23 protein-coding genes are annotated in these 26,469 nt (G+C 57.6%); 14 read left to right on the top strand and 9 right to left on the bottom strand.

Annotated features, from left to right (window positions below; translation table 11 throughout):
* The first annotated feature begins 92 nt into the window (after positions 1-92).
* Positions 93-1,313, top strand: coding sequence for a DUF790 family protein (locus DC3_RS01070; RefSeq protein ID WP_146881731.1), 1,221 nt, complete (start codon positions 93-95; stop codon positions 1,311-1,313).
* 4 nt (positions 1,314-1,317) lie between these two features.
* Here the strand turns inward: DC3_RS01070 and DC3_RS01065 are convergent, their stop codons facing one another.
* Positions 1,318-1,707 (bottom strand): hypothetical protein, encoded by a 390-nt coding sequence (locus DC3_RS01065; RefSeq protein WP_146881730.1) that lies wholly within the window; start codon positions 1,705-1,707, stop codon positions 1,318-1,320.
* Between the two features lie 266 nt (positions 1,708-1,973).
* Between DC3_RS01065 and lpdA the strand changes: the two genes are divergently transcribed.
* The gene (gene lpdA / locus DC3_RS01060; RefSeq protein WP_222594664.1) at positions 1,974-3,395 is read left to right on the top strand and encodes a dihydrolipoyl dehydrogenase; all 1,422 of its coding nucleotides are present in this window, start codon (positions 1,974-1,976) and stop codon (positions 3,393-3,395) included.
* Here lpdA and DC3_RS29510 read toward each other — a convergent pair.
* The 4 genes from DC3_RS29510 to DC3_RS01040 all read right to left on the bottom strand — a co-directional run bounded on the left by DC3_RS29510 (position 3,379) and on the right by DC3_RS01040 (position 8,847).
* Positions 3,379-5,532 carry a helix-turn-helix transcriptional regulator gene (locus DC3_RS29510; RefSeq protein WP_222594663.1) on the bottom strand — a complete coding sequence of 718 codons (2,154 nt, stop codon included), beginning with the start codon at positions 5,530-5,532 and terminating at the stop codon, positions 3,379-3,381. The genes lpdA and DC3_RS29510 overlap by 17 nt on opposite strands.
* A complete protein-coding gene (locus tag DC3_RS01050; protein WP_146881729.1) occupies positions 5,519-5,881 on the bottom strand; it encodes an ArsR/SmtB family transcription factor in 363 nt (120 codons plus the stop codon). The genes DC3_RS29510 and DC3_RS01050 overlap by 14 nt, the downstream gene beginning before the upstream one ends.
* Before the next feature lie 218 nt (positions 5,882-6,099).
* Positions 6,100-6,612 (bottom strand): thioredoxin-like domain-containing protein, encoded by a 513-nt coding sequence (locus DC3_RS01045; protein ID WP_146881728.1) that lies wholly within the window; start codon positions 6,610-6,612, stop codon positions 6,100-6,102.
* 66 nt (positions 6,613-6,678) lie between these two features.
* Complete coding sequence (locus DC3_RS01040) at positions 6,679-8,847, bottom strand: heavy metal translocating P-type ATPase (RefSeq protein ID WP_146881727.1); 2,169 nt, start codon at positions 8,845-8,847, stop codon at positions 6,679-6,681.
* Between the two features lie 206 nt (positions 8,848-9,053).
* On the opposite strand from DC3_RS01040, the gene DC3_RS28870 reads away from it, so the two are divergent.
* Together DC3_RS28870 and DC3_RS01035 are read left to right on the top strand one after the other, a co-directional pair.
* Positions 9,054-10,955, top strand: coding sequence for a LodA/GoxA family CTQ-dependent oxidase (locus tag DC3_RS28870; RefSeq protein ID WP_186815753.1), 1,902 nt, complete (start codon positions 9,054-9,056; stop codon positions 10,953-10,955).
* Complete coding sequence (locus DC3_RS01035) at positions 10,943-11,989, top strand: NAD(P)/FAD-dependent oxidoreductase (RefSeq protein ID WP_186815752.1); 1,047 nt, start codon at positions 10,943-10,945, stop codon at positions 11,987-11,989. The genes DC3_RS28870 and DC3_RS01035 overlap by 13 nt, the downstream gene beginning before the upstream one ends.
* Before the next feature lie 94 nt (positions 11,990-12,083).
* Here the strand turns inward: DC3_RS01035 and ptsG are convergent, their stop codons facing one another.
* From ptsG to DC3_RS01020, 3 genes are all read right to left on the bottom strand, one after another.
* Positions 12,084-14,033, bottom strand: a complete 1,950-nt coding sequence (gene ptsG, locus DC3_RS01030) for a glucose-specific PTS transporter subunit IIBC (RefSeq protein WP_146881725.1) — start codon at positions 14,031-14,033, stop codon at positions 12,084-12,086.
* A gap of 76 nt (positions 14,034-14,109) precedes the next feature.
* On the bottom strand, positions 14,110-14,517 hold the full coding sequence (locus tag DC3_RS01025; RefSeq protein WP_146881724.1) for a PTS-dependent dihydroxyacetone kinase phosphotransferase subunit DhaM: 408 nt from the start codon (positions 14,515-14,517) through the stop codon (positions 14,110-14,112).
* Complete coding sequence (locus DC3_RS01020; RefSeq protein ID WP_146881723.1) at positions 14,514-16,007, bottom strand: putative PEP-binding protein; 1,494 nt, start codon at positions 16,005-16,007, stop codon at positions 14,514-14,516. Before DC3_RS01020 ends, DC3_RS01025 begins: the two co-directional genes overlap by 4 nt.
* Positions 16,008-16,230: 223 nt before the next feature.
* Here DC3_RS01020 and DC3_RS01015 point away from each other — a divergent pair, with 223 nt between their 5' ends.
* Together DC3_RS01015 and DC3_RS01010 are read left to right on the top strand one after the other, a co-directional pair.
* Entirely contained in the window at positions 16,231-16,965 is a 735-nt protein-coding gene (locus DC3_RS01015; RefSeq protein WP_146881722.1) for a DeoR/GlpR family DNA-binding transcription regulator, read from the top strand.
* Positions 16,962-17,210, top strand: coding sequence for an HPr family phosphocarrier protein (locus DC3_RS01010; protein WP_186815751.1), 249 nt, complete (start codon positions 16,962-16,964; stop codon positions 17,208-17,210). The genes DC3_RS01015 and DC3_RS01010 overlap by 4 nt, the downstream gene beginning before the upstream one ends.
* On the opposite strand, the gene DC3_RS01005 is transcribed toward DC3_RS01010, so the two are convergent.
* Complete coding sequence (locus tag DC3_RS01005) at positions 17,207-17,575, bottom strand: hypothetical protein (RefSeq protein WP_146881720.1); 369 nt, start codon at positions 17,573-17,575, stop codon at positions 17,207-17,209. The genes DC3_RS01010 and DC3_RS01005 overlap by 4 nt on opposite strands.
* 290 nt (positions 17,576-17,865) lie before the next feature.
* On the opposite strand from DC3_RS01005, the gene DC3_RS01000 reads away from it, so the two are divergent.
* From DC3_RS01000 to DC3_RS00965, 8 genes are all read left to right on the top strand, one after another.
* Positions 17,866-18,360 (top strand): hypothetical protein, encoded by a 495-nt coding sequence (locus tag DC3_RS01000; protein ID WP_146881719.1) that lies wholly within the window; start codon positions 17,866-17,868, stop codon positions 18,358-18,360.
* 253 nt (positions 18,361-18,613) lie between these two features.
* Positions 18,614-19,120 carry a hypothetical protein gene (locus DC3_RS00995; protein WP_146881718.1) on the top strand — a complete coding sequence of 169 codons (507 nt, stop codon included), beginning with the start codon at positions 18,614-18,616 and terminating at the stop codon, positions 19,118-19,120.
* Positions 19,121-19,384: 264 nt separating this feature from the next.
* Positions 19,385-20,086: a MotA/TolQ/ExbB proton channel family protein gene (locus tag DC3_RS00990; protein ID WP_146881717.1), complete on the top strand. Its 702-nt coding sequence runs from the start codon at positions 19,385-19,387 to the stop codon at positions 20,084-20,086.
* Entirely contained in the window at positions 20,083-20,484 is a 402-nt protein-coding gene (locus DC3_RS00985; protein WP_146881716.1) for an ExbD/TolR family protein, read from the top strand. The genes DC3_RS00990 and DC3_RS00985 overlap by 4 nt, the downstream gene beginning before the upstream one ends.
* 1 nt (position 20,485) lies before the next feature.
* Positions 20,486-22,618 (top strand): hypothetical protein, encoded by a 2,133-nt coding sequence (locus DC3_RS00980; protein ID WP_146881715.1) that lies wholly within the window; start codon positions 20,486-20,488, stop codon positions 22,616-22,618.
* A gap of 104 nt (positions 22,619-22,722) precedes the next feature.
* Positions 22,723-23,400, top strand: a complete 678-nt coding sequence (locus DC3_RS00975; protein WP_146881714.1) for a hypothetical protein — start codon at positions 22,723-22,725, stop codon at positions 23,398-23,400.
* A 228-nt stretch (positions 23,401-23,628) separates the two neighbouring features.
* A complete protein-coding gene (locus DC3_RS00970; protein ID WP_146881713.1) occupies positions 23,629-24,207 on the top strand; it encodes a biliverdin-producing heme oxygenase in 579 nt (192 codons plus the stop codon).
* On the top strand, positions 24,204-26,468 hold the full coding sequence (locus DC3_RS00965) for an ATP-binding protein (RefSeq protein ID WP_146881712.1): 2,265 nt from the start codon (positions 24,204-24,206) through the stop codon (positions 26,466-26,468). Before DC3_RS00970 ends, DC3_RS00965 begins: the two co-directional genes overlap by 4 nt.
* The last annotated feature ends 1 nt before the right edge of the window (position 26,469 follow it).

Here is a 26,469-nt window from a genome sequence, read left to right as displayed (position 1 = left end):
ATTAAATTTTCACAAAATCAACCCTGTTGATATTGAGTGCCATTTGAAAACATCTCGAATTTCTGCTGAGTGAAAGAGAGGAACCCTCAACCATGTTGACCAGTGAACTCCTGCAATACACCCTGAAAGACGGGCAGGTGCGACCCAAACAACTGAAAGCCACCCCCAAAAACCTCGATCTGGCCCGGGAAATCATCGAAATCTTCGAACAGCATGTGGGTTTGATGCGCCGCGATCTGCAGGAGGCCCTGCAAACCCTGGAGGGGGAAAGCACCGACTACCGCACCAAACGGGGGCTCGCCCACATCCTGAGCACCGAGCACTCCACCTTCGAGCCGATCACCCCCCTTGAGCCCATCCAGCTCAGGGAAAGGGTTTTTCTGCATGCTGCAAAAAGGGGTCCCATCGACACCCACTCAGACCAGACCTTGCAGGAACTGGCACACCAGATTGGGCAGGAAGTTGGACTGGTGCTGACCGCCGACCAGATCCGTGAAGGCCTGTATGCAGACCTGCCAGAACGCCACTACCTCACCAGCTTTGAGGCACCGGACCCTGAAACCCTGCTGGACCGCTTCAACACCGCGCAGGCCCAGGGGATTTTCTACCGGGCCTATGACCTCAAACTCACGGCTTTCCGCAATTCTCAGGCGGAATACAAGTACCTGTTCAAGTTTTTGAAGCTCTTTGGCCTGATGACCTACATCGAAGGGGATCAGGACACCGGATTCACCATCACCGTGGACGGCCCGACCAGCCTGTTTTCGGCCAGCACGAGGTATGGGCTCTCGATGGCAAAACTGCTTCCGGCCCTGCTCAATGTCAGCAAATGGAACCTCACGGCCACCCTGAAACCCCGGTCTCTGGACATCATGTCCGGAGAAGACAGCCTCAGTTACTCGCTGGATTCCCAGTGTGGTTTGCGCAGCCACTACAAAAAAGGACAGATCTTTGACAGTGCCCTGGAAGAATCCTTTGCCACCAAATGGCAGAAAGCCAAAACCGAGTGGGTGCTGGAAAAAGAGGTGGACCTCCTGCCTGTACCGGGCAGTGTGATGATCCCTGATTTCCGCATCACCCACCCGGATGGGCGCAGTTATGTGCTGGAGGTCATTGGTTACTGGCGTCCAGAGTACCTGAAACGCAAATTCCAGCAACTCAGAAAAGTGGACTGCGAGAACCTGATCATCGCTGTCTCAGACCGCCTGAATCTGGGAGAAACCGGGGTGGACCTCAAGGACCTCCCGGTGAAGGTGGTGTTCTTCAAAGGGTCTCTGCAACCGAAAGCTGTGCTGGAACTGCTGGAAAAATAAAGCATCAGATGGGGCACTGGCTGGAACAGGCAATCTTGAGCATCCCGTTGAAGGTCAGGGGACCCAGCAGCAGAGCCATCCAGAGGGTCAGAAAGACCCTCCCGATGGTCCCGACATCTCGCTGTCTGTTGCGCACCAACAGGACCAGGGTGACCACCAGAAGGATCATCCAGACGACCACTGCAACGATGCCTGTGTACATGAGGAAAGCAGGGACCAGCAAGCCGAACAGAAACACCCAGAAGTTTACAGGCAACAGACACAGGAGCAGCAGGCCAAAATAGAGCAGTGGATTGAAATGCGCTGGAGGCTTTAAAATCAGCGTCACCAGCAAAAAGGCGACCAGAAACAGGCCGATCAATATTGGAATGGCCTGTGGAAAATCGAGTGTCATTGACCTCAGCGTAGGACAATATTTTTCTGCCTTCTTTTTGACTCTGCCTGCGTGCCTCGGAGACGGCCCGAATCAAAACTGAGTCGCTTGCTTTCGCGGCCTTCTTGCTCCTGTTGCGCGGTCCAAAATGTTTAGGACCGCTGAAGCGCCGTTTTGCGCTGAGTCGCTGCCTTCTGCACCAGGCCATCGGCCCTGGGCTCTCGGCTCATTACCCCCGGGTGGTGCCAGCCTACCCACCCTGGAGGTACGTTTGTCCCGAGGAGGCGATGAACGTGAACCCAGAAGGCGTGAAAACCTACGACGCAATTGTGATTGGTGGAGGTCCCGGCGGTTATGTGGCCGCGATTCGTGCAGCTCAACTGGGCCTGAAGACCCTGGTGATCGAGAAAGAGACCCTGGGTGGTGTGTGTCTGAACTGGGGATGCATTCCCAGCAAGACCCTGATTCACTCTGCCCGTCAGGTGGACCACCTGCGTTCTGGGATGGCAGGCATTGAGGTGTCGGGCCTGAAGATCAATTACCCGGAGCTCCAGCAGCGCAAATCAGAAGTGGTGCGCAAACTGACGGGCAATGTGGCGTTGCTGCTGAAGGGGAACAAGGTGGATGTCCTGTCCGGGATGGCTGCGTTTGAAAATTCCAGCACCCTGACTGTCACCACCAGAGAAGGAACAGAACGGGTGCGGGCCACCCGAGGGATCATTGTGGCCACCGGTGCCCGTCCCATTGAGCTTCCTGCCTTCAGATGGGACCACCAGACCATCCTTTCTGCGAAGGAAGCAGTCAGTTTGCAGGAGGTTCCTGAACGTCTGGCGATCATTGGTGGTGGGGTCATTGGCATGGAAATCGGCATGATGTACCAGTCTCTTGGTGCCGAAGTGACCATCATTGAGCAGGGAAACCAGATTCTTCCGGGCAACGACAGTGAGGCTGCAGCCCTGATTGCTCGCATTTTCACCCAGCGAGGGGGGACACTGCTCACCCAGGCTGCTGCGCAGGGCTGGACATCCACTGCTGAAGGTCCTGTGTTGCACGTGAAACATGGCGCAAAAGACCTGGAGATATTTACCGGTAAAATTCTGGTGTCAGTGGGATTTCGTGCCAACACTGAAGGGTTAAACCTGCAAAATACAGGTGTACAGCTTGATGAACGAGGCCACATCCTCACCCAGCCCAGCACCCGCACCGATGATCCCATGATCTATGCCATCGGAGATGTCAGCGGTGGACCTTACCTTGCCCACAAAGCCAGCAAAGAAGGAGAAATTGCAGCAGAGGCCATCGCTGGTCAGCCCTCCACCCGGGACTGGGTGGCGATCCCAGCAGTGACCTTTACTTATCCAGAAGTGGCCACCGCAGGCCTCACCGAAGAGCAGGCCAGAAGCAGGGGCATTCCAGTGCGGGTGGGACGCTTTCCCCTCAGTGCTTCAGGACGGGCTCTGGCGATGGGAGACCAGATCGGGTTTGTGAAGCTCATCAGCGATGAACGCACAGACCGCCTGCTCGGGGCAACCCTGGTGGGGGCAGAAGTCAGCGAACTGATTGGAGAAATCCTGATTGCGCTGGAAATGGGGAGTTCCATGCAGGACCTGTCCCTCAGCGTGCATCCTCATCCCACATTGTCTGAAACCCTGATGGAAGCGGCAAAACACGGCCACAAGGAAGCCATTCACATCACCAACCGGAAATGACCCTTTGACCCAGGTCCCTCGCTGCCTCCCGGCTGCTGACCCCCAGTTTCTCGTAAAGGTGTTTCAGGTGGTACTTGACGGTGTTCACACTGATGCCCAGGGCCTCGGCCATCTGCTGGTTGGATTGCCCGGCAGAGAGAAACTGCAGCATGGTGCGTTCCCGATCAGAAAGGTCAAGCAGAGGAGGAGCAACCCGCAGGGTGTCCAGTGCAACTGCAGGCTGGATGCCCTGTTTGCGGGCTTCCCGGAAAAGCAGCAGCAGGGCACCTTCTGAAAGACCAACCAGGGGAAGGTAAATGGGTTCAAACTGCACGGTCTGCCAGAAACTCCGCGCTGCAAGACGGGCTTCAGAAAGCTTCTTCAGGCGCATCAACACATCCACTTTTGTGGCTTGCAGGTAGACCTGCTCTGTGGCGGAACCTGCTCCAAGCTGCCGAAGCGCCTCAGAGGCCCGCAGATGGTCTCCCAGATCCAGCCTGCACCGCACCTGCAGCACACCTCCCATGAATGAAGCCGCACCAGAAAGCAATTCCAGGGCCTGCAGAGGATGTCCCTGCAACAGGCGCACCTGGGCCTGGATGCTGGGTGAAGTCTCAGGGAGGGCAGCCACAGCATCATTCAGAAAATGCTGTCCCAGCAGCAAAGCATCTGCAGATTGTTGCAACAGGTGGGCATGGTAGGTCTTTTCTGCCCACCTTCTGGCCTGCTGCGCAGATTGCACCGCCTCTTCCGGGCGAAGGGCCAGCAGACACAGCTGCGCATGCAGGGCTCTGGCATGGGCGACCAGGGGCCTGCAACGATCAGGATGCTGGCTGCCCAGATCAAAAAGCTGCCTGAGGGTCTGTTCTGCCAGACGAAGTTTCAGGTGATGCACCTGACCCTGGGCCTGCATCAGGAGGGTCAGCAGGGATTCACAGACCAGACCTGCCTGCAAAGTCTGCCCCAGCAGCTCTCTGAAATAAGCGTCTACAACAGCGAAATCTTCCCGCAGGGTTTTTTCCCTCCCCAGTCCAACCTGGGCAAGGTGCCTGAAAAAATGCCGGTGGTCTGCGAGCTTCAGGGCCTCCGCGCGGCTGAGTGTGGCCTGCTCTGGGTCTGGGGTCCACCATGACAGCAGGGCATGGGCTTCAGACTGGAGTTGTTCCTCTGAAGTCAGACAGAGGACCCCTTTCAGTTCTCCGAGGCTGGCCCTGTATGGGGTCCCTCCAAAAAACGCCATGTAGCTGCGGATCAGGATTCTTCTGGCCTCCAGTGTTCCAGAGCAAGGCTGGCCGAGCAGTTCATGAAAAACCTCATGGATCTGCTCGCTGCACCCTGCAAGCAGCAGGTCCTGCAGGTGGGTGTGCAACCACAGCAAGGCACCCTCTGATGTGAAATGCTGCTGCACCAGGGTGAGGGCTTCATGGTATTTGTGGTCATCCAGCAGAAGGTTCAGGATGTCCTGCAGGTACGCAGGAGAGGTGTGCTGGAAAGCCTGCAGCAACAGCAGATGGTCCCGCAGGCCGGGAACCCACCTCCAGTGTTCCTCGGTGCCGCGAAACAGGCGTTGTAGCACCCAGCTGGAATTTTTGATTCTTTGGGCTTGCTCTCTGCCCAGCAGGTAACCTGCCATTTCTGGGGTGATTTCGGAAAGTGGAGCGAGTTCAGCAAGCCCCTGTTTCCCTGGCAGAACCTCCTGTTCCAGAAATTCATGCAGCATCAGGCGACTGCCCTGCAAATCCAGATGCATGGGATGAATCCAGCCCATCCATTTCTGCTGTGCATCCAGAACATCTTCTGGAGCAAATCCAGACTGCAGGCCCCACTCCAGGGCCTCTGCTTCGCTGAAAGCCAGTTCTTCGCTGGACCAGACCTGTACATCACGCTGGTACGTCACCCTCCTCAGGGCTGTGTAAGGAAAGTTACGTGCAGCAAGCAGGACAGATTGTTCGGCGGGCCAGCCCAGCACTTGATGTTCCAGCACCTGTGGGTCCATCCGGTCTGCATCATCCAGACACAGGGCAGCCGGATGCAGAATCTGGAAAGCTTTCAGGACAGCCGTTTTGCCATATCCTGCAGGAGCATGGAGCACCTGAATCGCCTGCCGCTGAGAGAGACGATTCAGCAATTCATGGCGTGGCAGGTTATTCCTGGGCATGCTCCAGGGCGCTGCTCAAGAGCTCTCTCACGTGGTGGTCTGCAAGCTGGTAGTACGCCACCCTGCCCTCCTTGCGGTAACGCACCAGCCTTGCTGTGCGCAGGAGGCGCAACTGGTGGCTGGCATTCGACTCACTGATGCCCACCACCTGTGCCAGATCGCACACGCAAAGCTCCGTGCTGGAAAGGGCAGAGAGGATTTTCAGTCGGGTGGGATCTGCAACAGCCTTCAGGAGCACAATGGCCGCCTCCAGGCTGGATTCCTGTGGCAGGGCAGCCCGGGCGACCTGAACGGCGTCAGGATGCACGCAACTGGTTTCACACACGTCTTCTTGGGCAGGAACGGTCATTTGAGACCAGTATACCTGATCAGATGTTCAGCAAAAGTGCAGTGCGGCACCTGGCAGCGGAATTTCAGGGCTCTGCTGGGTCGATGTCACTGGAAAACCGATCCACCCTCAGCCGTCAGCACAAACCTTCTGTCAGCGCATCTCCCACCTGTTGCCTTTTCAATTTTTACAGCAAAAAGAACAGAGCAGAGAATCCTCTGCTCTGTAAGGTTCAGGTTTTATCGGGTTTCGCTGTATCCACCAGAGCAGGCTGCGCCGGGTTCAGGGGCGTTGGTGCTGCTCTGGGCATAGGTGCTGATGAACTGTCCAATGCGTTTGTCATCTGCACTGTCCAGCTTCAGCATTTTTCCCCAGGCAGCGAGGGCAACCTTGCTGTCCAGACCTGGAAAGGGGGAAACCAGGGTATAACTGTTGGACTTGGCGGCCTGAATCAGCTTGTCCACTTCTTCTTTTGGAAGGTCAGGCTGGTAGGTGATCCAGACTGCACCGTGTTCCAGAGAGTGCACAGCATACTCATTGTAGAGGGGTTTTTCGTACACGCCGCAGTTCTGCCAGATGGGATTGTGTTCTCCTCCCACCGGAGGGGTCTGTTCGTAGGACAGCTGTCCCTCTTTGTGGCCCTGTGCGACCTTGAAGCTCTCGACGCCTTCAATGTTGCCCGAATTGTTGTTGCATGCGGCCAGACCGATCAGGCCTGCGACCAGAAGAAGTGTGCTGTGGATGCGTTTCATTCCAGTGTCATTTTACCCGAAGTGTAAAAATTATGGTTTCAACTGGATGAGAGACCAGTCAGACGCCTATTTCCTGAGCAGACGCAATGCGTTGGCAGTCACGATCATGGTGGCTCCGGTGTCTGCCAGAATGGCCATCCAGAGGTTGGTGTACCCCATCAACGTGGTGACCAGAAAGACGGCTTTCAGGCCCAGGGCAAAGGTGATGTTCTGTTTGATGTTTCCCATGGTGCGTCTGGACAGCACAATCAGGGCAGGAACGTCGCGGGCCTGGTTTTTGAGCAGGGCAGCATCTGCAGTTTCCAGGGCCACTTCGGTGCCTCCACCCATCGCGATGCCCACAGTGGATTCAGCAAGGGCAGGAGCATCGTTGATGCCGTCTCCCACCATCGCAACCCCACCCTGTTCTTTGCGGCTTCGGATCACCTGCAGTTTGTTTTCGGGCAGGAGTTCAGCCTGCACCTCCATGTCCAGTTCACGGGCAATGGCCTGACCTGTGCGGGTGTTGTCCCCTGTGAGCATCACAGCCTGCACCCCAAGCTGTTTCAGTTCCTGAATGGCAGACCTGGCATCTTCCCGGGGTTCATCCCGAATGGCAATCAGGGCGAGGGGTGTCTGTTCACGCAGGAGCACCACCACGGTTTTGCCCTGCTCTTCCAGAGAGGTGATCTGGTCCCTGAAAGGAGACAGGTCGGTCAGGGTGCTTGCATGGTTTGGAGAAGTGACCTGATGCAGAACCCCGTCCAGCAGGGCAGAGACCCCTTTGCCCTGCAAAGCCCTTGCTTGCTGTGCCTGAGGCAGCGTCTGTGTTCCAGCTTTTTCAAGGATGGCTTTTGCCAGCGGGTGGTTTGAGCCTTGCTCTACCGCAGCAGCCAGAAGGATGTTCTGTTCTGCTGTTCCCTCCAGTGGGATCACATCGGTGACCTGGGGGCGATTGCGGGTCAGCGTTCCGGTCTTGTCGAAAGCCACAGTTTTCACTGTTCCGAGGGATTCCAGGGCTGCTCCCCCTTTGATCAGCAGTCCTCTTCTGGCCCCAGAAGCAATCCCTGATGTGATGGCTGCAGGTGTGGACAGCACCAGGGCACACGGGCAGCCGATCAGCAGGATCGAGATGCCCTTGTAGATCCAGTCGAGCCAGTTCTCTCCCATGAGAACAGGGGGAACCAGTGCAGTCAGGGCAGCAGCAAGCACGACCAGGGGGGTGTAATAGCGGCTGAAGCGGTCAATGAAGCGGGCCGTGGGAGCTTTTGACTCTTCTGCCTCTTCCACCATGCGGATGATGCGGGCGATGGTGTTGTCCTTTGCTGCCCTGTCCACCCGGACCAACAGCACGGCTTCCAGATTGATGGAGCCTGCAAAAACAGGGCTGTTCACCCCTTTGTTGACGGGCATGCTCTCTCCAGTCACCGGAGAATCATCAATGCTGCTTTCCCCTTCCAGAATGGTCCCATCTGCGGGGATGCGACCCCCAGGGGAAACCCGCACCACCTGACCCACCTGCAGGGATGCCGCCGGGACTTCTCTGGCCTGACCATTTTCCATCACAGTGGCGGTTTTTGGGGCCAGTGCAGCCAGGGCTTTGATGCTCTGTCTGGCCCGTCCTGCCGCCACCCCTTCGAGCAGTTCACCAATGGCGAAGAAGAAGACCACCACGGCCCCTTCTGCCTCTGCGCCAATCAGGAGGGAGGAGAGGGCGGCCACACTCACCAGCATGTTGATGCTGAAAGGGTCTCCAAGGCGTGCAGAGGCCACGGCTTTTTTGAGCAGGGGCCACACGCCAATGAGGGTGGCTGCAATGTAGAACCATTTTGAAAAAGCAGGAAGCCCAAAGCCCAGCAGGTAGGCCACAGCCAGCAACAGTCCGCTCTGGATCACCAGTTTTCCCTGTCGGGTCTGGTGCCAGGGTCCTTTTTCATGTTCATGCACATGCCCTGCATGCTGGTGTTCTGCGTGGGAGTGGGCAAGATCTGGGGTTGTGCTCTGGACGCGCTGCTCCTGACCGTTCTCGGCTTTCAGGCTGGGAGCATAACCCATGTCACGCAGGTTTTTCTCCAGGGTGCTCCGGGGGGTCTGGGTTTCATCGAGGTCCACTTCCAGAATCTGGGTGGTGAAGCTGGTCCTGCGAACCTGTGCTCCGGGAAGCCTGCTGGTGGCCGCCTCCACTTTTTTGACACAGTTGGCGCAGTCCATGTCATCCACAAAGTAGGTGAGGGTGGTCTGCCGGGCTTCGCTCATGACCTCACTATATATGAACAGTTATTCATATATCAAGACCTGGTCTGGGCCAGCCTGGGGAAAACCCTGATCTGCGAGCTGGAAACCTCCTTTCTCAAAAGCCCGAAGCATTTCATAGAATGCGTACACCTGCTCCATCCACAACGTGTTTATCGAAACATTTCTTCTCTTTCCCTGTGAAGTGCAGGGATCTCCCAGGAGCCCACATGACCCAGTCTGAAATTCACAGTGTCGCCATCTACCCAGGAATTGGAATTGCCCGAGTCGGCAACTCGGATGAATACTTCATTGCCCCAGAAATTCCAGGTGCCCTTCCCGATGCAGGAGGAAGCTTCAAGGGGCAGGACAAAAAGGTCAAGCGTCAGGCAGCACGGTTCCGCATCTATGGCCTGGACGAAAATGGTGTGCCTGTCAGAGAAATCACGGCTGAAGAAGCCACCATCACCTGGAGGGTGGAACTGGCCAACCTGAAGCCCGGATGGTACCAGTTCATCAACGCCATGGACCTCGGAGGCCTGTCCAAGAGTGCTCCCAAACGCAACTCTGGCTTTCAGGGGGAGGACCGCAAACAGATCATCCTGACGCCTGGCAGCAAAAGCATCTCGGGCGTGAACCAGTCCGGGACAGACCACGAATTTCACGGCAGTTACCTGACCCAGGACGTGTACATGGGAGAGTTGCGCACCGACGACCAGGGAAGACTGCTGGTGCTTGGCGGTCATGGAGATGCCTACTCGGCAGTACCGGGAGCCCGACCCATCACCTTTGCCAACAACGATGGCTGGTGCGATGACGTGTCTGATGGTCCAGTGCGGGCCACCGTGCAGATCGGTGACCAGACCTTCGAAGCAGAACCCGGTTATGTGGTGGTCACCCCACCCAATTTTGCCCCTGGCCTGCATGGTCCCTTGACCATGCTGGACGTGGTGCATAACCTGTACCAGGACATGGGATGGTATGTGGCCCCAGCAGAGCCTTCTTTTCAGCGGGATGTCCTGCCCATTTTTCAGCGCCTGACCGCCAACCAGTGGGTCAACAACGGGGTGTTCATGGCTTTCGGTTATGGCTCTCCCCTCAACTTCGAGGATGCAAACCTGATCCAGCGCCTTGCTGACCCTGGTGAAGAGAACCAGGCTTTCAGACAGCGGATTTTTGAACTGTTCCGCCCTCCGACTGCGGACCACCGCATGGAAGATTACGCTCCACCTTTCTATGGAGATGGGTTCGGCGAAGCCACTGCAGAGGACTTCCTCAATGACCTTCCCCTCACGCCCCTGATGTACGCCACCCTGCAGAAATGGGCGTCGGGTGCATTTGTTTCTGACCTGAGCCAGCAGGAACAGACGGATTTTAGTGGTCTGGAACCTGCTGCACAATGTGAGGCCCTCAATCAGGCCGGACTTTATGACTGCCTGGGAGGACCTTTCCACCCTGGCATTGAGATGACCTGGGTGATGCGCCGGGCCAACATGTGGAAAGCCCCCTACCGCCTGAACCTCCTCCCTGAAGGCGAACTTCCCAGCCTGGATTATGGCGAGGTTCTTTATCCTGCCGTGTGCCTCAACCCTGAACAGGGACCCCTCAGTGCAAATGGTCCCGGCTCCCTCACCCGATGGATGGGTGTCCCCTGGCACACCGATGAGGCCTCCTGCGCTTCCGGGTATGATCCGCACTTCTACGTGTCCACCCCGAGTTTCTGGGCCGCACGGGTGCCAAACCAGATCCTCAGTGACGCTGCCCTCCCGGCCCTGAACCAGTCCGACCTCCCTGAAAGGCAGGCCATGAAACGCTTTGCCTACAGGCAGGACTGGTACCGGGACATCCAGGGCAGCAGTTATTATGACCGCATCAACAACATGATCCACGAGTGGTGGGAACTGGGCATCATTGAGCCCACCGAGGTGCAGCGCGAAGGTTACCCTTCCAGAATGTGGCTGGAAACCGGACGCAACGAAGCCCTGACCGGAACCCCCGACTACAGCCTGAAACTGATCGAGAAAGCAGAAGCCTTCAGCCAGCCGCACAAACTGCGCATGAAACTGCTCTCTGCAAAACCCGCAGAGGGCCGCAAGTTGCCCCGCCGCGTGTACAACCAGTGGAACAGGTAGACCTGCTCATTCTGGGGTCAGGGCCTGCAGGGTGCGCTGCAGCAATCACCGGGGCTGCCCTGGGCTTGAAGGTCCTGGTTGTAGACCGCAACCCTGCAAGCCGAAAAGCAGGGGATGCCCTGCCCCCTCAGGCTGCTCCCATCTTGCAGAAACTGGGGGTGGTTCCAGATCCAGCATGGGCCACTCCCACAGCAGGGCTACAATTCCAATGGGGCAGTGAAACCGCTGGAACCACCTCTTTCGCAGGTCTGCATCGGCGTTTTGGTCTGGCCCTGAACAGGCCAGTTTTTGAGGAGCATTTGCGACAGAAGGCTCTGGAGGCAGGGGCCTGCATTCTGACCTCTGGCCCAGAAGGATTGCAGGAAACGCCCCAGGGCTGGACCCTCAAATTGCAGGAGGGCACCGAAATCCACGCCAGATGTGTGCTGGACGCCACAGGCAGACAGGCGTGGGTCGCAAGGCAGCTTGGGATCAAACGACACTCCCTGGATGCTCAGGTGGCTCTTTATCGGGAAGTGGACAGCACAGATGGACCCCCCTGGATTCAGGTGACAGCTGTTGAGGAGGGCTGGTGGTACATCAGCCAGTTGCCCCATGCCCGCAGTGAAATGTTCTTCACCCTCCCAGAATCTCCTGCCTACCTCGAAAAAATCCATCAGGGAGGCTGGAAGGTGGCCCCTGCCAGTGTGACTTTTCTTTCCCAGGTTGCAGGTGAACGCTGGCTGGCTGTTGGAGATGCAGCGTTCACTTTTGATCCCATTGCTTCGCAGGGGATCAGTCAGGCTCTGGCCAGTGGATACTATGCGGCCTGTGCTGCCAGAGACCTGTTGCAGGGCAGAAAAGAAGCCATCCTGGCCTACACCCTGACCCTGCTGAAGGCCACAGAGGGCTTTTTCAGGGAGTGGGCAGGGATTTATCAGGCAGAGCAGCGGTTTGGTGGGTCCATTTACTGGCAGCAGAGGCACAACCTGAGATCTGTACAGCTTCCCTGGTGGCAGCAGGCAGAACTGTTCACATGGGTTCAGGCCAGATGATGGACAGGTGGGTTCTGGTTCATCGGGCCGTCTGCACACTGCCAGCCTTCACTGCCGCAGACTCTGGACAGAGAAAGTGCTCTTTTGCTGACCGCTAAACGATGCTGACCCCGGAGTCTGCCAGCAGCACCCGATTTTCCGGAAGCAGGTTGGTGAAGACCACCGGAGTGATCAGGGAGGGCACCTTGTCGCGGATCTGCTGCAGGTTCACGGACAGCAACAGGTCACCTGCTTTGACCCGGTCTCCCTGTTTGACATGGGCCTTGAACCCCTCACCGCCCAGATGCACGGTGTCGATTCCGACATGGATCAGGATTTCGTGGCCGCTGTCTCCCAGCAGGGCAACAGCATGCATGGTCGGAAAAAGGGCCTCGATGGTGCCGTCACATGGGGCATAGACCTCACCATCAATCGGGTCGATGGCGAACCCATCCCCCATCAGTTTCTGGCTGAACACGTCATCAGGGACCTGGGCCAGAGGCAGGATGCGGCCCCGCATGGGGGACTGGATGAACACCCCTCCTCCCACCTGCTGCACCTTTCTGGGGGTCACTGGATGCAGCCTTTCCCCGTGCATCAGTTGATGGATGTCGTTGGACAGTTGCTCACTCTGGCCCCCAAACACCACCTGCAGGTTCTGTCCGAGCCGCACCACCCCGACAGCCCCAAGGTCCTTGAGGCGCAGGTGCTGCACATGCTGCATGCTCTTGACCCGGATGCGCAGTCGGGTGATGCAGGCTTCAAGGTGCTCGATGTTGCTGCTTCCTCCCAGCGCGGAGAGCACTTCTGAGGCAAGCTGTGCCGGGCTCTGGGTGGGGAGCAGGGGTGGGGTGTCGTCGTCCCTGCCGGGGGTGGGGATGTTCAGGCGCACGATGGCAAAACGGAAGATGAAGTAATACAGCACTGCGTAGGTGGCCCCCACCGGAAGCAGCAGCACTGGATTTTTTGCCTGTCCCCACAGCAGCACATAATCAATGAACCCGGCACTGAAGCTGAATCCGAGTTTCACCTCCATGGCGTTCATGATCAGGAAAGCAAGACCGGTCAGCACGGCGTGAATGCCGTACAACAGTGGAGAGACAAACATGAAGGCAAATTCGATGGGTTCGGTGATGCCGGTCAGAAAAGAGGACAGGGCTGCAGAGAACATGATCCCTGCCACCTGTGCCTTTTTGCCGGGCTTCGCGGTGTGCACAATGGCGAGTGCCGCAGCAGGCAACCCGAACATCATCACCGGGAAAAAACCTGTCATGAAGAGGCCTGCGCTGGGGTCGCCCCCCAGAAAGCGGGCACTGTCTCCGCGCACCACATCCCCGGAAGCCGTCACATAGTCTCCGATGCTGTACAGGAAGGGGTTGTTCCAGATGTGGTGGATGCCGAAAGGAATCAGCATGCGGTTCAGGAAACCAAAAAGCCCACTGCTGACTTCCGGGTTGCTGGCCGTGACCACGCGGGTGAAGTCATCGAGCCCGGTCTGGATCGGGACCCAGATGTACGCCAGGATGGTTCCGACCAGGACAGCAGAAAGGGCCGTCAGAATTGGGATGAACCTTTTGCCTGAAAAGAAACCCAGCGACGGATGCAGACGGATGGTGTGATACCTGTTGTACAGCACCGCAGACAGAATCCCGATCAGCATGCCCCCGAAAACGCCCGTGTCGATGGTCTTCACACCCATCACCTGGGTCATGAAGCTCCTGCCGAAACTGGTTTTGAGGGCATCAAAACCAATGAGTTCTGCGATGCTCCCCATGGTGGAATTCATGACCAGGAAGCCCACCAGTGCAGCCAGTGCAGCGACCCCTTCTCCTGCGGTCAGGCCAATGGCGACCCCAACGGCGAACAGCAGGGGGATGTTGTGCAAGATGGCATCTCCGGAGCTGAGCATGATGCTGGCAATGCCCTGCGGCAGCCAGTGGTGGCTTGCAGCATGGGTGCCGATGCCCACCAGCAGACCTGCTGCAGGCAGGACGGCCACGGGCAGCATCAGTGCCTTGCCAATCTGTTGCAGTCCCGCAAAAAGCCGAGTGGTGTCGTCCTTCATGGTCCTCCGGGTCAGGCGGTGCGGTGGATCAGAAAGGCAGGTGGAGGGGCAAGGAGATCCACTTTGGGTGTTGTTTTCATTCTAATCCGCCAATCACTTTTCGGATATTCCTGGCCTCTTCTGCCCGCGCTTTGACCACTTCCGGAACTTCTCCAGCGGCGGCGGCAACCCCTGCCAGGATGGTGCCTTCCACCAGAGGGGCCTCCGCGATGTACACGGGCCTGTCCCTGAATTTTTCGGAGGCGATGCGGGCGTTGAGGCAGGCACTCCCCAGGTCCAGCAAAAGGACTGCCCCTTCATGTTTTTCCAGGGCCTCTTGCAGGGCCATTTCGATTTTGTGGGCACTGGTGCCCACCCCCCCATGATCGGTGCCTCCCACCGCCCAGAGCTGGTGTGGGGTGCGGGTCATCTGCAGGGTCAGTTCCAGGACGGACTGGGCGAGTTGCTGGGTGTGGGCCACCACCACGATTGCGGTTGACATCATGCGCCTCCAAGGGTCTGGGTTCGGTGCTTGAGCCAGGGGATCAGGGCCGGGGGCACGGACAGGGCGTGAATGCCCAGGTCCCACCAGAAGGAGGTGAGCCTGGGGTCGAATGCGGCCTCGCCACACACGCTGAGGTCCAGTCCAAGACGGGCCGCCTCTTTGGAGGTGTGTTCGATCAGGCGTTTGAATGCAGGGCTGCAGGGGTTCTGCAAATGACTGGTGTCGTTGCTGGTGCGGCTTGAAGCGAAGAAATACTGTTGCAGGTCGTTGGTGCCGAAACTGATGAACTCACAGCCTTCTGCACGGAATTCGGGCAGGGCAAATGCTGCAGCGGGAACCTCCAGCATCATGCCCAGCACAGGCATGTTGTCCCTTCCTGCGACCTCCTGCACCAGCTGTCTGGCTGCGGCAAACTCTTCAGGGGTGGTGACAAAAGGGAACATCAGGCGCAGGTCCACCCCCCGAAAACCATTCAGAATGGCCCGGATGTGCTGCCGGAACCTTGACGGGTCTTTCAGGCTGAGCCGGATGCCCCTGAGTCCCAGCATGCTCTGGTCCAAGAGCCCGGTGTGAAGCTGGGGGGCAGGCTTGTCCCCACCCAGATCCAGGGTGCGCACTGTGACGGGAAGCCCATGCAGGTACCTTGCGATTTTTTCGTACAGAGCGGTTTCTTCATGCAAACCCAGGAGGTTGGCATCAGAGCCGTGCAGGTATTCGGTGCGGATCAGGCCCACCCCGTCTGCCCCCAGTTCTGCGGCCAGAATGGCATCTTCAATGCGGTTGATGTTGGCCCACACCGAGCGTTTCTGGTCCCGGTAGAAAACAGGGCTGCGGTTGGCGGCCAGATCCAGTTGCTCTGGTGGGAAGTGTTCGTAGGTGTTCTGCTGGGGACTCACCTCCACCCAGCCTTCAAAGGCATTGAGGATGGCGGGGGTGGCTTCTGGGTCTGAGGGCTGGTTTTTCACGATCAAGGTGGGAATCCCGAAACTGCGGGCAATGATGGCCACATGGGCGGTGGGCGAGATGTCACACAGCAGCATCCCCGACAGACGGTCCCTCCACTCGGTGAGTTCGAGCAGGCTCACATCCTGGGCCAGCAGAATGGAGCCCTCTGGGGGAGTCATCGGGGCCTGGAGGATGCGGGTGAGGGTCGCTGCCACCTGCAAAATGTCCTCACCCCGGGCACGCAGGTAGGGGTCATCCAGTTGAAACAGCGGATCAGACAGCTGCCTCGCAGTGCGTTCGATGGCCTCCCCCAGAGGGGCATGCTGGAGGTGCTTCAGGACGAAGTGGTCCCAGGAAGGATCAAGCGCAATGGCCTGATAGGTCACGCGAAATTCTTCTGGCAGGGTCTCCAGCCGTTTCAGAAAGCCACCACGGGCCTCCTGGAAATCCTCCCAGGTGCCGGTGACGGGGTGGTCGGGTTTTTCAGGGGACCAGAGGGTGCCGTGGGCAATGCCGGGCATGACCGGGGTGCCTTCTATGCGCATGGGGAGCCTTTCTTCAGTGCGTGGTGCCAGGGAAAACCCTCGGGCGGGAACACCTCAGCGTAAAGAAAAATGATCAGAACTGTCAATTCATGTGCAGAACCGATCAAATTCAGATCAGCACCTGCTGATTGAAGTGCCCTTGATGCTGCAATTTGCCCCCAAACACCTGAATGTGCAGCGCAGTTTCTGCTCGAAATGATCAGAGTTGTGCTACCGTTGAAGCATGCTCACCGAGCGCCACCACGATCTGCTCAAACTGATCGAGACCCGCAAGGCCCTGCGGGTCGAGGAGATCGCCGACCTGCTGGGGGTCAGTCCGGCCACCGTGCGGCGGGACCTGCGCACCCTGCAGCAGTCTGGCATGCTCAAACGCGTGCGTGGCGGAGCCACCACCCCCAGAAACGACATCGGTTCCCAGGGCAACCTGATCGAACCCCTCGATGAGGATTTTGCCCGGGCCATGCTGCAGGACATCAGCACCGGAGAGGTGATCATTCTGGAAGGGGAGAGGGTCGCCCCTGCCCTGGCCTCCTTTTTGAAGGACAATCCCAGACGCCTGACCATCATCACCAACCACCTGCAGGCCGCCCAGATGCTGCAGGGCACCAGCATGGATGTGATTCTGCTCGGAGGGCAGTTGCACCCCAGAGGCTACACCCTGCCGGAAGTCAGCAGCCAGGACATCCGCTTTCTGATCGCCAATCAGGCGTTCATTGAAGTCGAGGGCATTCACCCGCAGGCAGGCATCACGGTGTCCAGTCCAGAACCTGCCCGCTACAAACGGGAACTTCTGGGACACAGCATGCGCAAAAATGTGATTGCGCTGGGCCGCAATTATGGCATCTTTCTGCCTTATCGGGTCAGCAGTCTGGAGGAACTGGACACCTGGTACACCGACCAGTTGCAAAACCCGGTGCAAGTGCCTCAGGGTCTGAAGGTCATCGAGGTGCACGGTTGATTTTCACGCATCAGGTCAGAGATCCTGCAGGCATTCATGCCCGACCTGCTGCCCTGCTCTCCATTGCACTGTCAAAAATCGGAGCCCGGGTGAAAATCACCCACCAGACCCGCACTGCTGATCCCAGAAGTGTCATCCAGATGCTCTCACTGGGGGCTTTGCATGGCAGCGAACTGCAGGTGGAAGTGCAGGGCACACCAGAACAGGCGCTGGCCGTTCAGCAAGAGTTTGAGACCCACCTCTAAATCAAACTGACGTTAAGCACCTGCCCCTGTGCGTCCAGTTTGCACTGCAGTGGAAGCGACGTGATGGCATGCGCCTCGTACCCTGCTTCAAAGACGGTGGCAGTGATGGAGAAAATGCCCGGTTCGCTGCCCTTGAGGTGCAGCAGGCATTGAAAGCGTGCCTCGGGCTCCAGATCGAACAGGTTGGCCAGCACTGGACTGATCAGGCCCTGAGAAATGGTGAGGCCTTGAATGGAAAAATCCAATTCATGGAGCTCTGGGTCGTTCAGCAGCATCTGGACGCGGGCCAGGCCCACACTGCTCACCGGGATCTGCACATGGATGGTGCCTGCCCCTCTGGGAAAGGGAAAAGTGAGGAGGTTCATGCTTTACTTTACTCGAGTTGTTTATTTCATCCAAGGGGTCTGAATCAAAAGAAAGCTCTTTGCAGAAATGATTTGATGGTTTCAAGGCGTGTCTGCTCCTGAGCAGGGGCTGAAAATGAAATCAAGTTTCGGGTTAGATTTGTAAGAAATTCAAAGGGTTGGTGAGGCCTTTTACAGTATGTCTGCACAGGGGAGAGGACAATGGAGAAGTCTTCTCAATATCTCCTTCTTTTTGCATTCTGCCCTTCCGTCCATGCAGAAGCCCATTCGTGTCACATGAGGAGGACACCATGGAACGACTCACCGCCGTGTTTCCGAGCCAGCGTCAGGCCCGATGTGCCATCACCGAACTCAGGGAGATGGGCATCTGGGACACCCTTTTGTTTCACATTCAGGTGCAGCAGGAAAAAATCAGCCAGCAGGAGGTCCGTCATGGCACATTAAGGGGACTGGGCTGGGGGGTGCTCAGTGGTCTGGTGTTCGGTGGAATGGCCGCCCTGATTCCACAGGTGGGCCCTGTCTTGCCTGCCGACCTGTGGGCCACCTTTGTGGGTGCAGGTGTGGGAGGTCTGCTCAGCGGCGGTGTGATCGGGGGAATTGCTGGTGCACTCACCGGTGCTCTTGTTGAAGGCACCTGGCAGCAGGAACACCGCAACCACCAGAAGGAACTCGAAGGGGACAGGGTATTGATTGCTGTGGAGATGTCGAGCCTGAAAGAGGAGTCACGGGTCAGTCAGGTGCTTTACAAATATGGAGGTGAAGTCTACAACCTTCAGAAGATTTGAGTTGCCAGACTTTGTTTTCAGGAAGCACTTTCACAAAAATGATCTGGGGCTGAATCACTGCTGAAATGATTGGTGTGATTTATTATAATCTTAAGACAAAAATAAATCACTCACGAGACTTTAAATAATTGTCATGAATCATCTGCAATAATGTGCCTAGAAACAACCGATCGCAAGTTCACCCCGTCCAGAAAGAGGATGGCAGCTGAACCATCAAAAGAATCGGTTGTTCTCTATGTAAGGAGGAATAAACATGGATCGCATTACCGCTGTTTTTAATGACCGTTCTCAGGCCGAGCAGGCCGTCAATGAACTCCGCCGCCTGGGTGTTGCTGACACCAACCTGTCCTTTGTGGCCCGTGGTGAAAACGACGCCGAAAACATGATGGGCCAGGAAGTCAATGACGGTGCAGGCAAAGGCCTCGCCATCGGTGCAACTGCAGGTGCCCTGTTCGGCATTGCTGCAGCCCTGATTCCCGGTGTGGGACCCTTCATCACCGCCGGGGCCCTGGCTTCCACCCTGGGCTCTGTGGCCGGTGGTGCGGTGGCCGGTGCCGTGGTGGGTGGAACCACCGGAACCCTGGCAGGTGCTTTTGCAGAAGCCGGTTACAAGAAAGACGAAGCCGAGTTCTATGAGCGCTCTGTCAATGAAGGCAACGTGCTGGTGGCCGTGGATGTTGCTGATGGTGCCCAGAGCACCCAGGTTCGTGACGTGCTGAACCGTTTCGGTGGCCGCACCTACGCTGCCCCCACCGTTTAATCAAAGCCAATCCTGTGCCCCTCCTGATCTTCAGGAGGGGCATTTTGCAGCAGCATCGACCATGCTCTTTTGCGGCGGATTTCCTCACCTGAGTGCTGGTTTTTCTTAATCGATGGAATTCATACAAAGTTAATGAGATGAAGGGCACATTTGTGTTTTTTCTTTCCAAGAGCCGGGTTTTTGCAGATGAGGAGCACAATTTCTGGGCTTTTGCAGTGACACGGCAAATACACATCTCACACAAGTTACTCCCATAATGATGCCATGCCGTTGCTAGACATGCTGACTGCCGCTGGACCCCTGCTGTGGATTCTCATTCTGCTGTCCATATTTGTGGTCTACCAGATCGTTTACCGCATTCAGGTCCTTGCAAAGCTCGACCCCAATGTCAAACTTCTTCAGACGCAGGTGCATGCCGCCCTGATGCAGAACAACCTTTCAGGTGCCGTGGATGTTGCCGCAAGGGCAGACCAGCCCAGTGGCAACGTGATGCGGGCAGGTCTTGAGCGTTACCCTGCAGGCCGGGACGCCTCACAGGCCGCCATGCAGGACGCCACCATGCTGGAAGAAGACCGGGTGTACCAGGGCATCAACACCCTGGGCATGATCGCCCAGATTGCCCCTCTGCTGGGTCTGCTGGGAACCGTGATTGGGATGGTGCGTTCCTTCCTGGTGTTCGCCCAGACCACTGCCCCCACCCCCACCCAGCTCTCCACCGGGATCAGTGAGGCCCTCATCAACACCGCCGGGGGTCTGGTTGTGGCGATTGTGGCCTACGTGGGCAGGCAGATCGTGCGCAACAAGGCCGACGCTGTGATGTTGCAGGTGGACCGCTCCCGTGAATCCCTCAGCAGCTGGCTGGAAGAGTTCCGCCTGCGCCAGAAAGGCGTGCTGACCGGAGTGCCTCTGGGCAGCTATGAGCCTGAGCGCAAAGTGACCAAACCCAGCAAGGTGACTCAGGCATGAGACGCCCCCGCCGCCGTGAGGCAGAACAGGTCACCTTCGATTTTGCCCCGATGGTGGACATTGTGCTGCTGCTGGTGATTTTTTTCATGCTGACCAGTCAGCTGATGAGCCAGGACCGCACGGTGCCGCTTGATCTTCCCACCGCATCCAGCAGTGTGAAAGACGCCTCCAGAATTCCCACCATCAGCATCCAGCAGAATGGGGCCATCTTTCTGGAAGGCAAGCAGGTGACCCTGCAACAGCTGCAGGATCGGGTCAAGGGTGCAGTCAAAGGCAGTGGTGGCATTGTGGCCCTGCGGGCCGACAAGAACAGCAACTATGGTGTGGTGGTCTCGGTGATGGACACCATCCGCAAGGTGGGGACAGTCAAGATCGCACTGGCCACTGAGGAGAAGTAACGTGACCCTCGCTCTCCCCAGAGTGCTGAAGGACACCGAACGCAGAAGGGCAGCCCTGATCACTGTCGCGCTGCACCTCGCGGCTGGCTTTGGCCTTCTGCTGGTGCAATTTCGGGCCACAGAGCAACAGAAACCTGTCACCCAGGAATCTGCCCTTCCTCCGCTGGAAATCATTGAACTGACCGTCCCGAAGACGCCTGTGCAGGTGCCCACCCCACCCAGAACCAGCACCTCCCCTTCTGGACAGACCAGCACCTCTCCTTCTGGAACCCTCCCTGGAACCAGAGAAGATGAGGATGAACTGGAGAACCTGCCTCCTCCCACACCCATGGGAAGTTCATCGGGTCTGCCTGTCCCTGAGACCACCCCAGCCCCTGAGACGCTCCCTGAGACGTCGGCAAGGCCCAATCCTCAGACTTCAGGAGAAGGCACACAGACCACCACGCTGCCCCAGAACCGGACAGATACGCAATCGTCTACAGGGGCTCCGGTGCGTCCAGGAGAAACAGCAAGCACCGAAACGGCAACAGGTCGCAATCAGGCTGAAAGTGCCCCTTCTGGCACCGTGTCTGCTCCTGGCCGTGAAAGCACGGAAACCGGCAGCACCTCTGCCGTGAACCGTTCCACCCCTGAAACGGGCACCTCCACCACAACCGCCAGAGGCACCAGTGGCAGCACCACCCCGGAAACCACCACCGGATTCAGCCGTCCCAACACCCAGGCTGAAACCGAGGCGCTGAATTCCTGGTATCGCAATGCTCAGGTTCCAGAGGACACCACCACCGGGTCCTTCACCCGGCCCAACAGCACCACAGAGAATGGCAGCACAGCCTCGAACCGTCCGACGGGAACATCCCAGACCGACACAGGCAACACTGCTGGACGCAGCAACACCGATGGCACGGGAATAGACGGCACCGTGAACACCAGCCGTCCAGATGCCGACACCAGCACCGTTGCAGGCACCACCGGACAGAAACAGACGGTGGGGCAAAACACCCCTCAGGGACAGGCACAGTCCCGACCTGAGCAGGGGAACACCCAGGAAACTGGAACCACCTCCGGGAAACCCCAGACCGCTGTGACCGGGCCTTCTGGCACCCAGAGTGCTCCGACAACCCAAACCACCCAGGAACCTGAAGGACAGACTGCGGGTCCTGCCCCCAAAACCGCCACTGCAGATGCCGGGACCATCTCGACCACTGCTCCCAAAACCAGCACTGAGCCTTCTGGTTCCACCACAGCCACCAGTGCCCCCAAGACATCCACAGTGGATGCTGCTGAAACGGGCACCACCTCGGCCAAGCCCTCAGGCAACAATCCGTCTGAAACGGCAACCACCTCTGTGAAACCGGGGACCAACCAGCAGAACACGGGCACTGCACCCAACACAGCTCAGGGCACCCGCACCACACCTTCCAACACCCAGGAGACCACCACAACCCCTGGACCATCTGGTGTGCGGGGGCAGCCCAACAATGAAACGGCTTCTGCGCCCACCAGCACAGGGGTCAGAGGATCTTCCACTCCAGAAGGCACGTCCACCACTGTGGCCCCCAAAAATCCAAACGGCGGCAACTCCACCTCAACCACCTCCAGTGTGAACCGTCCCAACCAGGGGGGAACCCCGGACAGCACTTCCACAGCAACCACGGCCCCCAAGAGCACAGGCACCTCTTCTGGACCTTCGGGCACGGTGGACAATCCCACAAGCACCCGTCCACAGACCAATCAGGGTACAGTGGCTCCCAGCACCACAGGCAAAAACACTGCAGCCCCGGCATCCTCGGCCAAACAGATCACCTGCACGGCCCTGGTGGATGCCAGAGGTCTGGGGCTGGAGCGCACCCCCACAAGTTACGTGTTTGACAGCAAGATGCAGCAACTCTGGCCCGACAAGGTGCTGGTGCAGGGGGTCTCTACGGATCTGGTGGAAGCAGGCCTGCAGCAGTATTTCACCTCGGAAGAGCAGGCGCGCCAGAACGGAGCACTCGATGGAGACGTGTACAGGTACAAAGCTGCAAAAGCTGTGGGCTACTACTCCAAAATCAAAGAGAACGTTGTGCTCAACGATGCTGATGTGAATCGTTTCCTTCAGGTGAGCACCAGATGCCGTCTGGTGTACCTCAAATAACACAGGTCAGGTCCAGACAGAGCCGCCTTTTTGTCTGGACCAGGTTTCAAGTCTGGACCAGGGACCTTTTTCCCGGTTCACTGATGTTCATCCAAGGAGTGTCTATGCGTAAAATTCTGATCCTCACCTCCCTGTTCGCTGGCGTTGCGCTGGCCTGGACCCCCACCCTGGACGCCACCACCACCAAACGCATCATTGACAGTGCGTATGGCCGTGCTGATGAGGTCAGCACCTTCCAGACCCTGGACCTCACGGTTGCCGAGGGCAAATTCAAGTCTGGCGATGTGGTCAAGGTGGTCGATGGTGGTCCGCAATGCCTCGCAAACTGGCTTAAAGCCCCAAATGATTTCTCCAAAGGCAGTTACCCAAAAACCATCACCATGACCGGGCAGGCCGATGATGTGTTCCTGGCGGCCACCGATGCACGCAACCAGTTCAAGAGCCCACCCAAACCCGAAGAGCTCATCAAGGCCCAGACCCTTCCCGGGGGACAACTCAGGGTGTACCTCACCATGACGGGCCTCAAGGAAGAAAAACTGCGCAACGCCTACACGGTGATGATCCGCAACGGCAAGGGAGCCCCCACTGCACCTGCCAAAAAGATCCTGGTCACCGACTGGCAGAAAGGGGCAAACAACCTGTGGGAAGGCAGCATGCTGTATCAGTTTGATGTCAGCAAGGCTGGCGTGGACCCCAATGGCAAGCTGTCCATCCTGATTCGCAACGAATCCGAGGACAACTGTGCTTTTGAAGTCACTGCGGACCTCTCCACTTTCCTTTAAGATCTTCATGGTTTTCTGGGACCTGAGACTTTGTCACCTCAGGTCCCGTTACATTCGGGTCAGATCACCTGGCATTGTGTAACGATTGTTGCAGCAGCCCATTGCAGGAAAATGCTGACGCAGAGCTCAAAATATCATAAAATTATCATTTTTCTGGACCGTTCTGAAATTGTGCGCAAAATGTGGGAAAGGTTACCGACCCCCCGGGTCAGACCTTTAGGCTGAAGTATGCCCGCCATTCAACCGGGACAGAAAGCCCCCGCTGTATCCGGTGACTCTGTTCTTTACCAGCTGAAAAACCAGACGCATGACATCCACACCGAACTCGAAAACACGCTGAACCTGCTTGAACTGAAATCTCCGGCGGCTTATCAAAAACTGCTTTGCTCTTTTGCAGCACTGTACCAGACGCTGGAACCCCTGGTGTATGAGAGACCGGAATGGCAGCAATTGCAGGACCTGCAACCCGAACGCAAACTTCCCTGGCTGGAAACCGACCTGGGTTTCTATGGCCTGTCTCTTCCAGCCCCTCATTTCACCGTTCAGCTTTCAGGCTGGCAGGAAGTGCTGGGGGCCGTTTATGTGATGGAAGGCTCCACCCTGGGAGGCCAGCTGATCAGCAGGCACCTCCAGACCCTCGGGATCACCCCTGAAACTGGGGGACGCTTCTTCAGTGGGTACCAGGGCAGAACAGGGGCCAGGTGGAAGCAGACAAGACAGCTGCTGGAATCCCAGTGCACGGACAGCGACCGGATGGTGCAGGGTGCCCGCCGCACGTTTGAATTCTTTTATCGGGGGCTTGCATGAAACCCCTTGAAAATCTGGACCTGCTTCCTCCAGACAGCCCCATAGACCTGACCAACTGTGACCGTGAGCCCATCCACACCCCCGGTCTGATTCAGCCCCATGGTGTGATGCTGGTCATGCAGGAAGAAGATTTCCGGATTGTGCAGGTCAGTGCCAATGTGGACGCCCTGCTGGGTCTTTCTCCCGAGAGACTGCTGGATGTGACCATTCAGGAATTCATGGGCGAGGAACAGCTTCGGGCCTTCCAGGAGGCATTGAACCGGGACGATCTGGAAACCAACCCGCTTTTTGTTTTTCCCTTGCGTTTCAGCCATGGAGTGCTTTTTGATGCCGTGGCCCACCGCAAAGACGGCTGGGTGATTCTGGAGCTGGAGCCCACTCCACCCGCTGCAGAATGGTCGGACCGCTACCGCCAGATGAGCAGCATCATGAACCGGGTCAGTGCCGCTCCCACCCTGCAACAGGCCTGTGAGCGTCTGGCAAGAGAGGTGCGGCAGCTGACCGGGTATGACCGGGTGATGATCTACCAGTTCGCCCAGGATGGCACCGGGCAGGTGATTGCCGAGGAATTTTCACAGGGAATGGAGTCTTTTCTGGGGCTGCGCTACCCGGCCTCTGACATCCCGAAACAGGCCCGTGCATTGTACGTGATGAACCACATCCGGGTGATTGGCAGCTCGGATTACACCCCGGTTCCTCTGCTCTCGTACCAGGGTCAGGGGCCGCAACCCCTGGACATGAGTTACTGCTATCTGCGCAGTGTGTCCCCCATTCATCTGGAATACCTCAGGAACATGGGGGTGGGGGCATCCATGTCCGTGTCCATCCTCAAAGATGGGGAACTGTGGGGCCTGATTGCCTGCCACCACAACAGCCCCAAGGTGCTCAGTTACAGCGTCAGGGCCATGTGTGAGTTTCTGGGCCAGATGCTGAGCCTGCAACTGTCCAGCAAGGCAGACCATGAGCATGGTCAGCTGGAAAAGAACATGCAGTCCAGTGCAGCCAGAATTGTGGAGTACCTCGCGAGCACGCCGCAGGTTGAACACGCTTTTCATGACCTCGCCCAGGAACTTTACACCCTGGTGCGCTGTGAAGGACTGGTGGTGGTCAGTGGGGAACGCATCACCACCCTGGGGATGGTGCCCTCGCAGGAAATCCTGAAGGACTGGATTCCCCTGATCGCCGAAAAAGGCCGTGTGTATGCCACCGATCACCTGAGGGAGGAGTGGGCTGAACTGGATTTTGGCAGCAGCGCAGGGGTGCTGTCTCTGGTGCTGTCCAGAAGCCATCCAGAGCTGATCCTGTGGTTCCGCACAGAAGTGGTGCAACAGGTCACCTGGGGGGGAAATCCTGACAAGATGGTTTCTGCAGATGGGGAGCGCCTGTCTCCCCGAAAATCTTTCGAAGCCTGGCAGCAGACAGTGCATGGCCGCAGTGAACCCTGGCTGGACATGGAGACCTCGGCGGTGCGAGAACTGCACAGGTCGTCACTGGACGTGGTGCTGCGCCGCACCGAGGAATTGCAACAGCTGAACGCCAGACTGGAAAAATCCAACACCGAACTCGATGCCTTTGCCTATGTGGCGTCCCACGATCTCAAAGAGCCTCTGAGAGGGCTGCACCACTATGCGGTGATGCTCTCTGAAGATTACATGGACCAGCTGGAAGACGATGCCAGACACAAACTGGAAACCATGGTGCGCCTCACCCAGCGTCTGGAAAGCCTGATCGATTCACTGCTGAGCTACTCCCGGGTGGGTCGGGTGGACTATGCAGTGCGCAAGGTGGACCTTCATGAAGTGGCCCTCGACACCATTGACCTGCTGAAACCCAGTCTGGAGCGCAGAAATGCCCAGGTGCTGATTCCACGCAGGCTGCCCGAGGCGGTGGCAGATGCAGTGCGCCTTGGGGAGGTTTTCAACAACCTCATCAGCAATGGTGTGAAATACAACCAGAGCCCGGTGCCCACAGTGGAACTGGGCCACTTTGAAGCGCAGGAAGCTGCAGAACATTTTGGAGCAGACCTGACAGGTCCGGTGCTGTATGTCAGAGACAATGGGATCGGGATTCCAGCCCAGCACTTTGAGACCATTTTCAGGTTCTTCAAGCGCCTGCACACCCAGGATGCCTATGGCGGAGGGACCGGGGCAGGGCTCAGCATTGCCCAGAAAATCATCGAGCGGCACGGGGGCAGGTTGTGGGTGGAATCTGTCGAGGGACAGGGCAGCACCTTCTATTTCACACTCACAGGACAGGGGTAAG

Origin of the sequence: Deinococcus cellulosilyticus NBRC 106333 = KACC 11606 (assembly GCF_007990775.1) — a bacterium.
In the GTDB taxonomy this organism is placed as follows: domain Bacteria; phylum Deinococcota; class Deinococci; order Deinococcales; family Deinococcaceae; genus Deinococcus_C; species Deinococcus_C cellulosilyticus.
The sequence above is the reverse complement of the archived record's forward strand: the minus strand, read 5'-3'. Positions and strand labels throughout refer to the sequence as shown.

Bases quoted from the DNA above. Each gene is read 5' to 3' on its own strand.
- DC3_RS29510 (WP_222594663.1), bottom strand. From the start codon at position 5,532: ATGCCCAGGAATAACCTGCCACGCCATGAATTGCTGAATCGTCTCTCT.
- ptsG (WP_146881725.1), bottom strand. From the start codon at position 14,033: ATGAAGGACGACACCACTCGGCTTTTTGCGGGACTGCAACAGATTGGC.
- DC3_RS01000 (WP_146881719.1), top strand. From the start codon at position 17,866: ATGGAACGACTCACCGCCGTGTTTCCGAGCCAGCGTCAGGCCCGATGT.
- DC3_RS01015 (WP_146881722.1), top strand. From the start codon at position 16,231: ATGCTCACCGAGCGCCACCACGATCTGCTCAAACTGATCGAGACCCGC.
- DC3_RS01070 (WP_146881731.1), top strand. From the start codon at position 93: ATGTTGACCAGTGAACTCCTGCAATACACCCTGAAAGACGGGCAGGTG.
- DC3_RS00965 (WP_146881712.1), top strand. From the start codon at position 24,204: ATGAAACCCCTTGAAAATCTGGACCTGCTTCCTCCAGACAGCCCCATA.
- DC3_RS28870 (WP_186815753.1), top strand. From the start codon at position 9,054: ATGACCCAGTCTGAAATTCACAGTGTCGCCATCTACCCAGGAATTGGA.
- DC3_RS01045 (WP_146881728.1), bottom strand. From the start codon at position 6,612: ATGAAACGCATCCACAGCACACTTCTTCTGGTCGCAGGCCTGATCGGT.
- DC3_RS01040 (WP_146881727.1), bottom strand. From the start codon at position 8,847: ATGAGCGAAGCCCGGCAGACCACCCTCACCTACTTTGTGGATGACATG.
- DC3_RS01025 (WP_146881724.1), bottom strand. From the start codon at position 14,517: ATGATGTCAACCGCAATCGTGGTGGTGGCCCACACCCAGCAACTCGCC.
- DC3_RS00975 (WP_146881714.1), top strand. From the start codon at position 22,723: ATGCGTAAAATTCTGATCCTCACCTCCCTGTTCGCTGGCGTTGCGCTG.
- DC3_RS00990 (WP_146881717.1), top strand. From the start codon at position 19,385: ATGCCGTTGCTAGACATGCTGACTGCCGCTGGACCCCTGCTGTGGATT.
- lpdA (WP_222594664.1), top strand. From the start codon at position 1,974: ATGAACGTGAACCCAGAAGGCGTGAAAACCTACGACGCAATTGTGATT.
- DC3_RS01050 (WP_146881729.1), bottom strand. From the start codon at position 5,881: ATGACCGTTCCTGCCCAAGAAGACGTGTGTGAAACCAGTTGCGTGCAT.
- DC3_RS01005 (WP_146881720.1), bottom strand. From the start codon at position 17,575: ATGAACCTCCTCACTTTTCCCTTTCCCAGAGGGGCAGGCACCATCCAT.
- DC3_RS01065 (WP_146881730.1), bottom strand. From the start codon at position 1,707: ATGACACTCGATTTTCCACAGGCCATTCCAATATTGATCGGCCTGTTT.
- DC3_RS00995 (WP_146881718.1), top strand. From the start codon at position 18,614: ATGGATCGCATTACCGCTGTTTTTAATGACCGTTCTCAGGCCGAGCAG.
- DC3_RS01020 (WP_146881723.1), bottom strand. From the start codon at position 16,007: ATGCGCATAGAAGGCACCCCGGTCATGCCCGGCATTGCCCACGGCACC.
- DC3_RS00970 (WP_146881713.1), top strand. From the start codon at position 23,629: ATGCCCGCCATTCAACCGGGACAGAAAGCCCCCGCTGTATCCGGTGAC.
- DC3_RS00985 (WP_146881716.1), top strand. From the start codon at position 20,083: ATGAGACGCCCCCGCCGCCGTGAGGCAGAACAGGTCACCTTCGATTTT.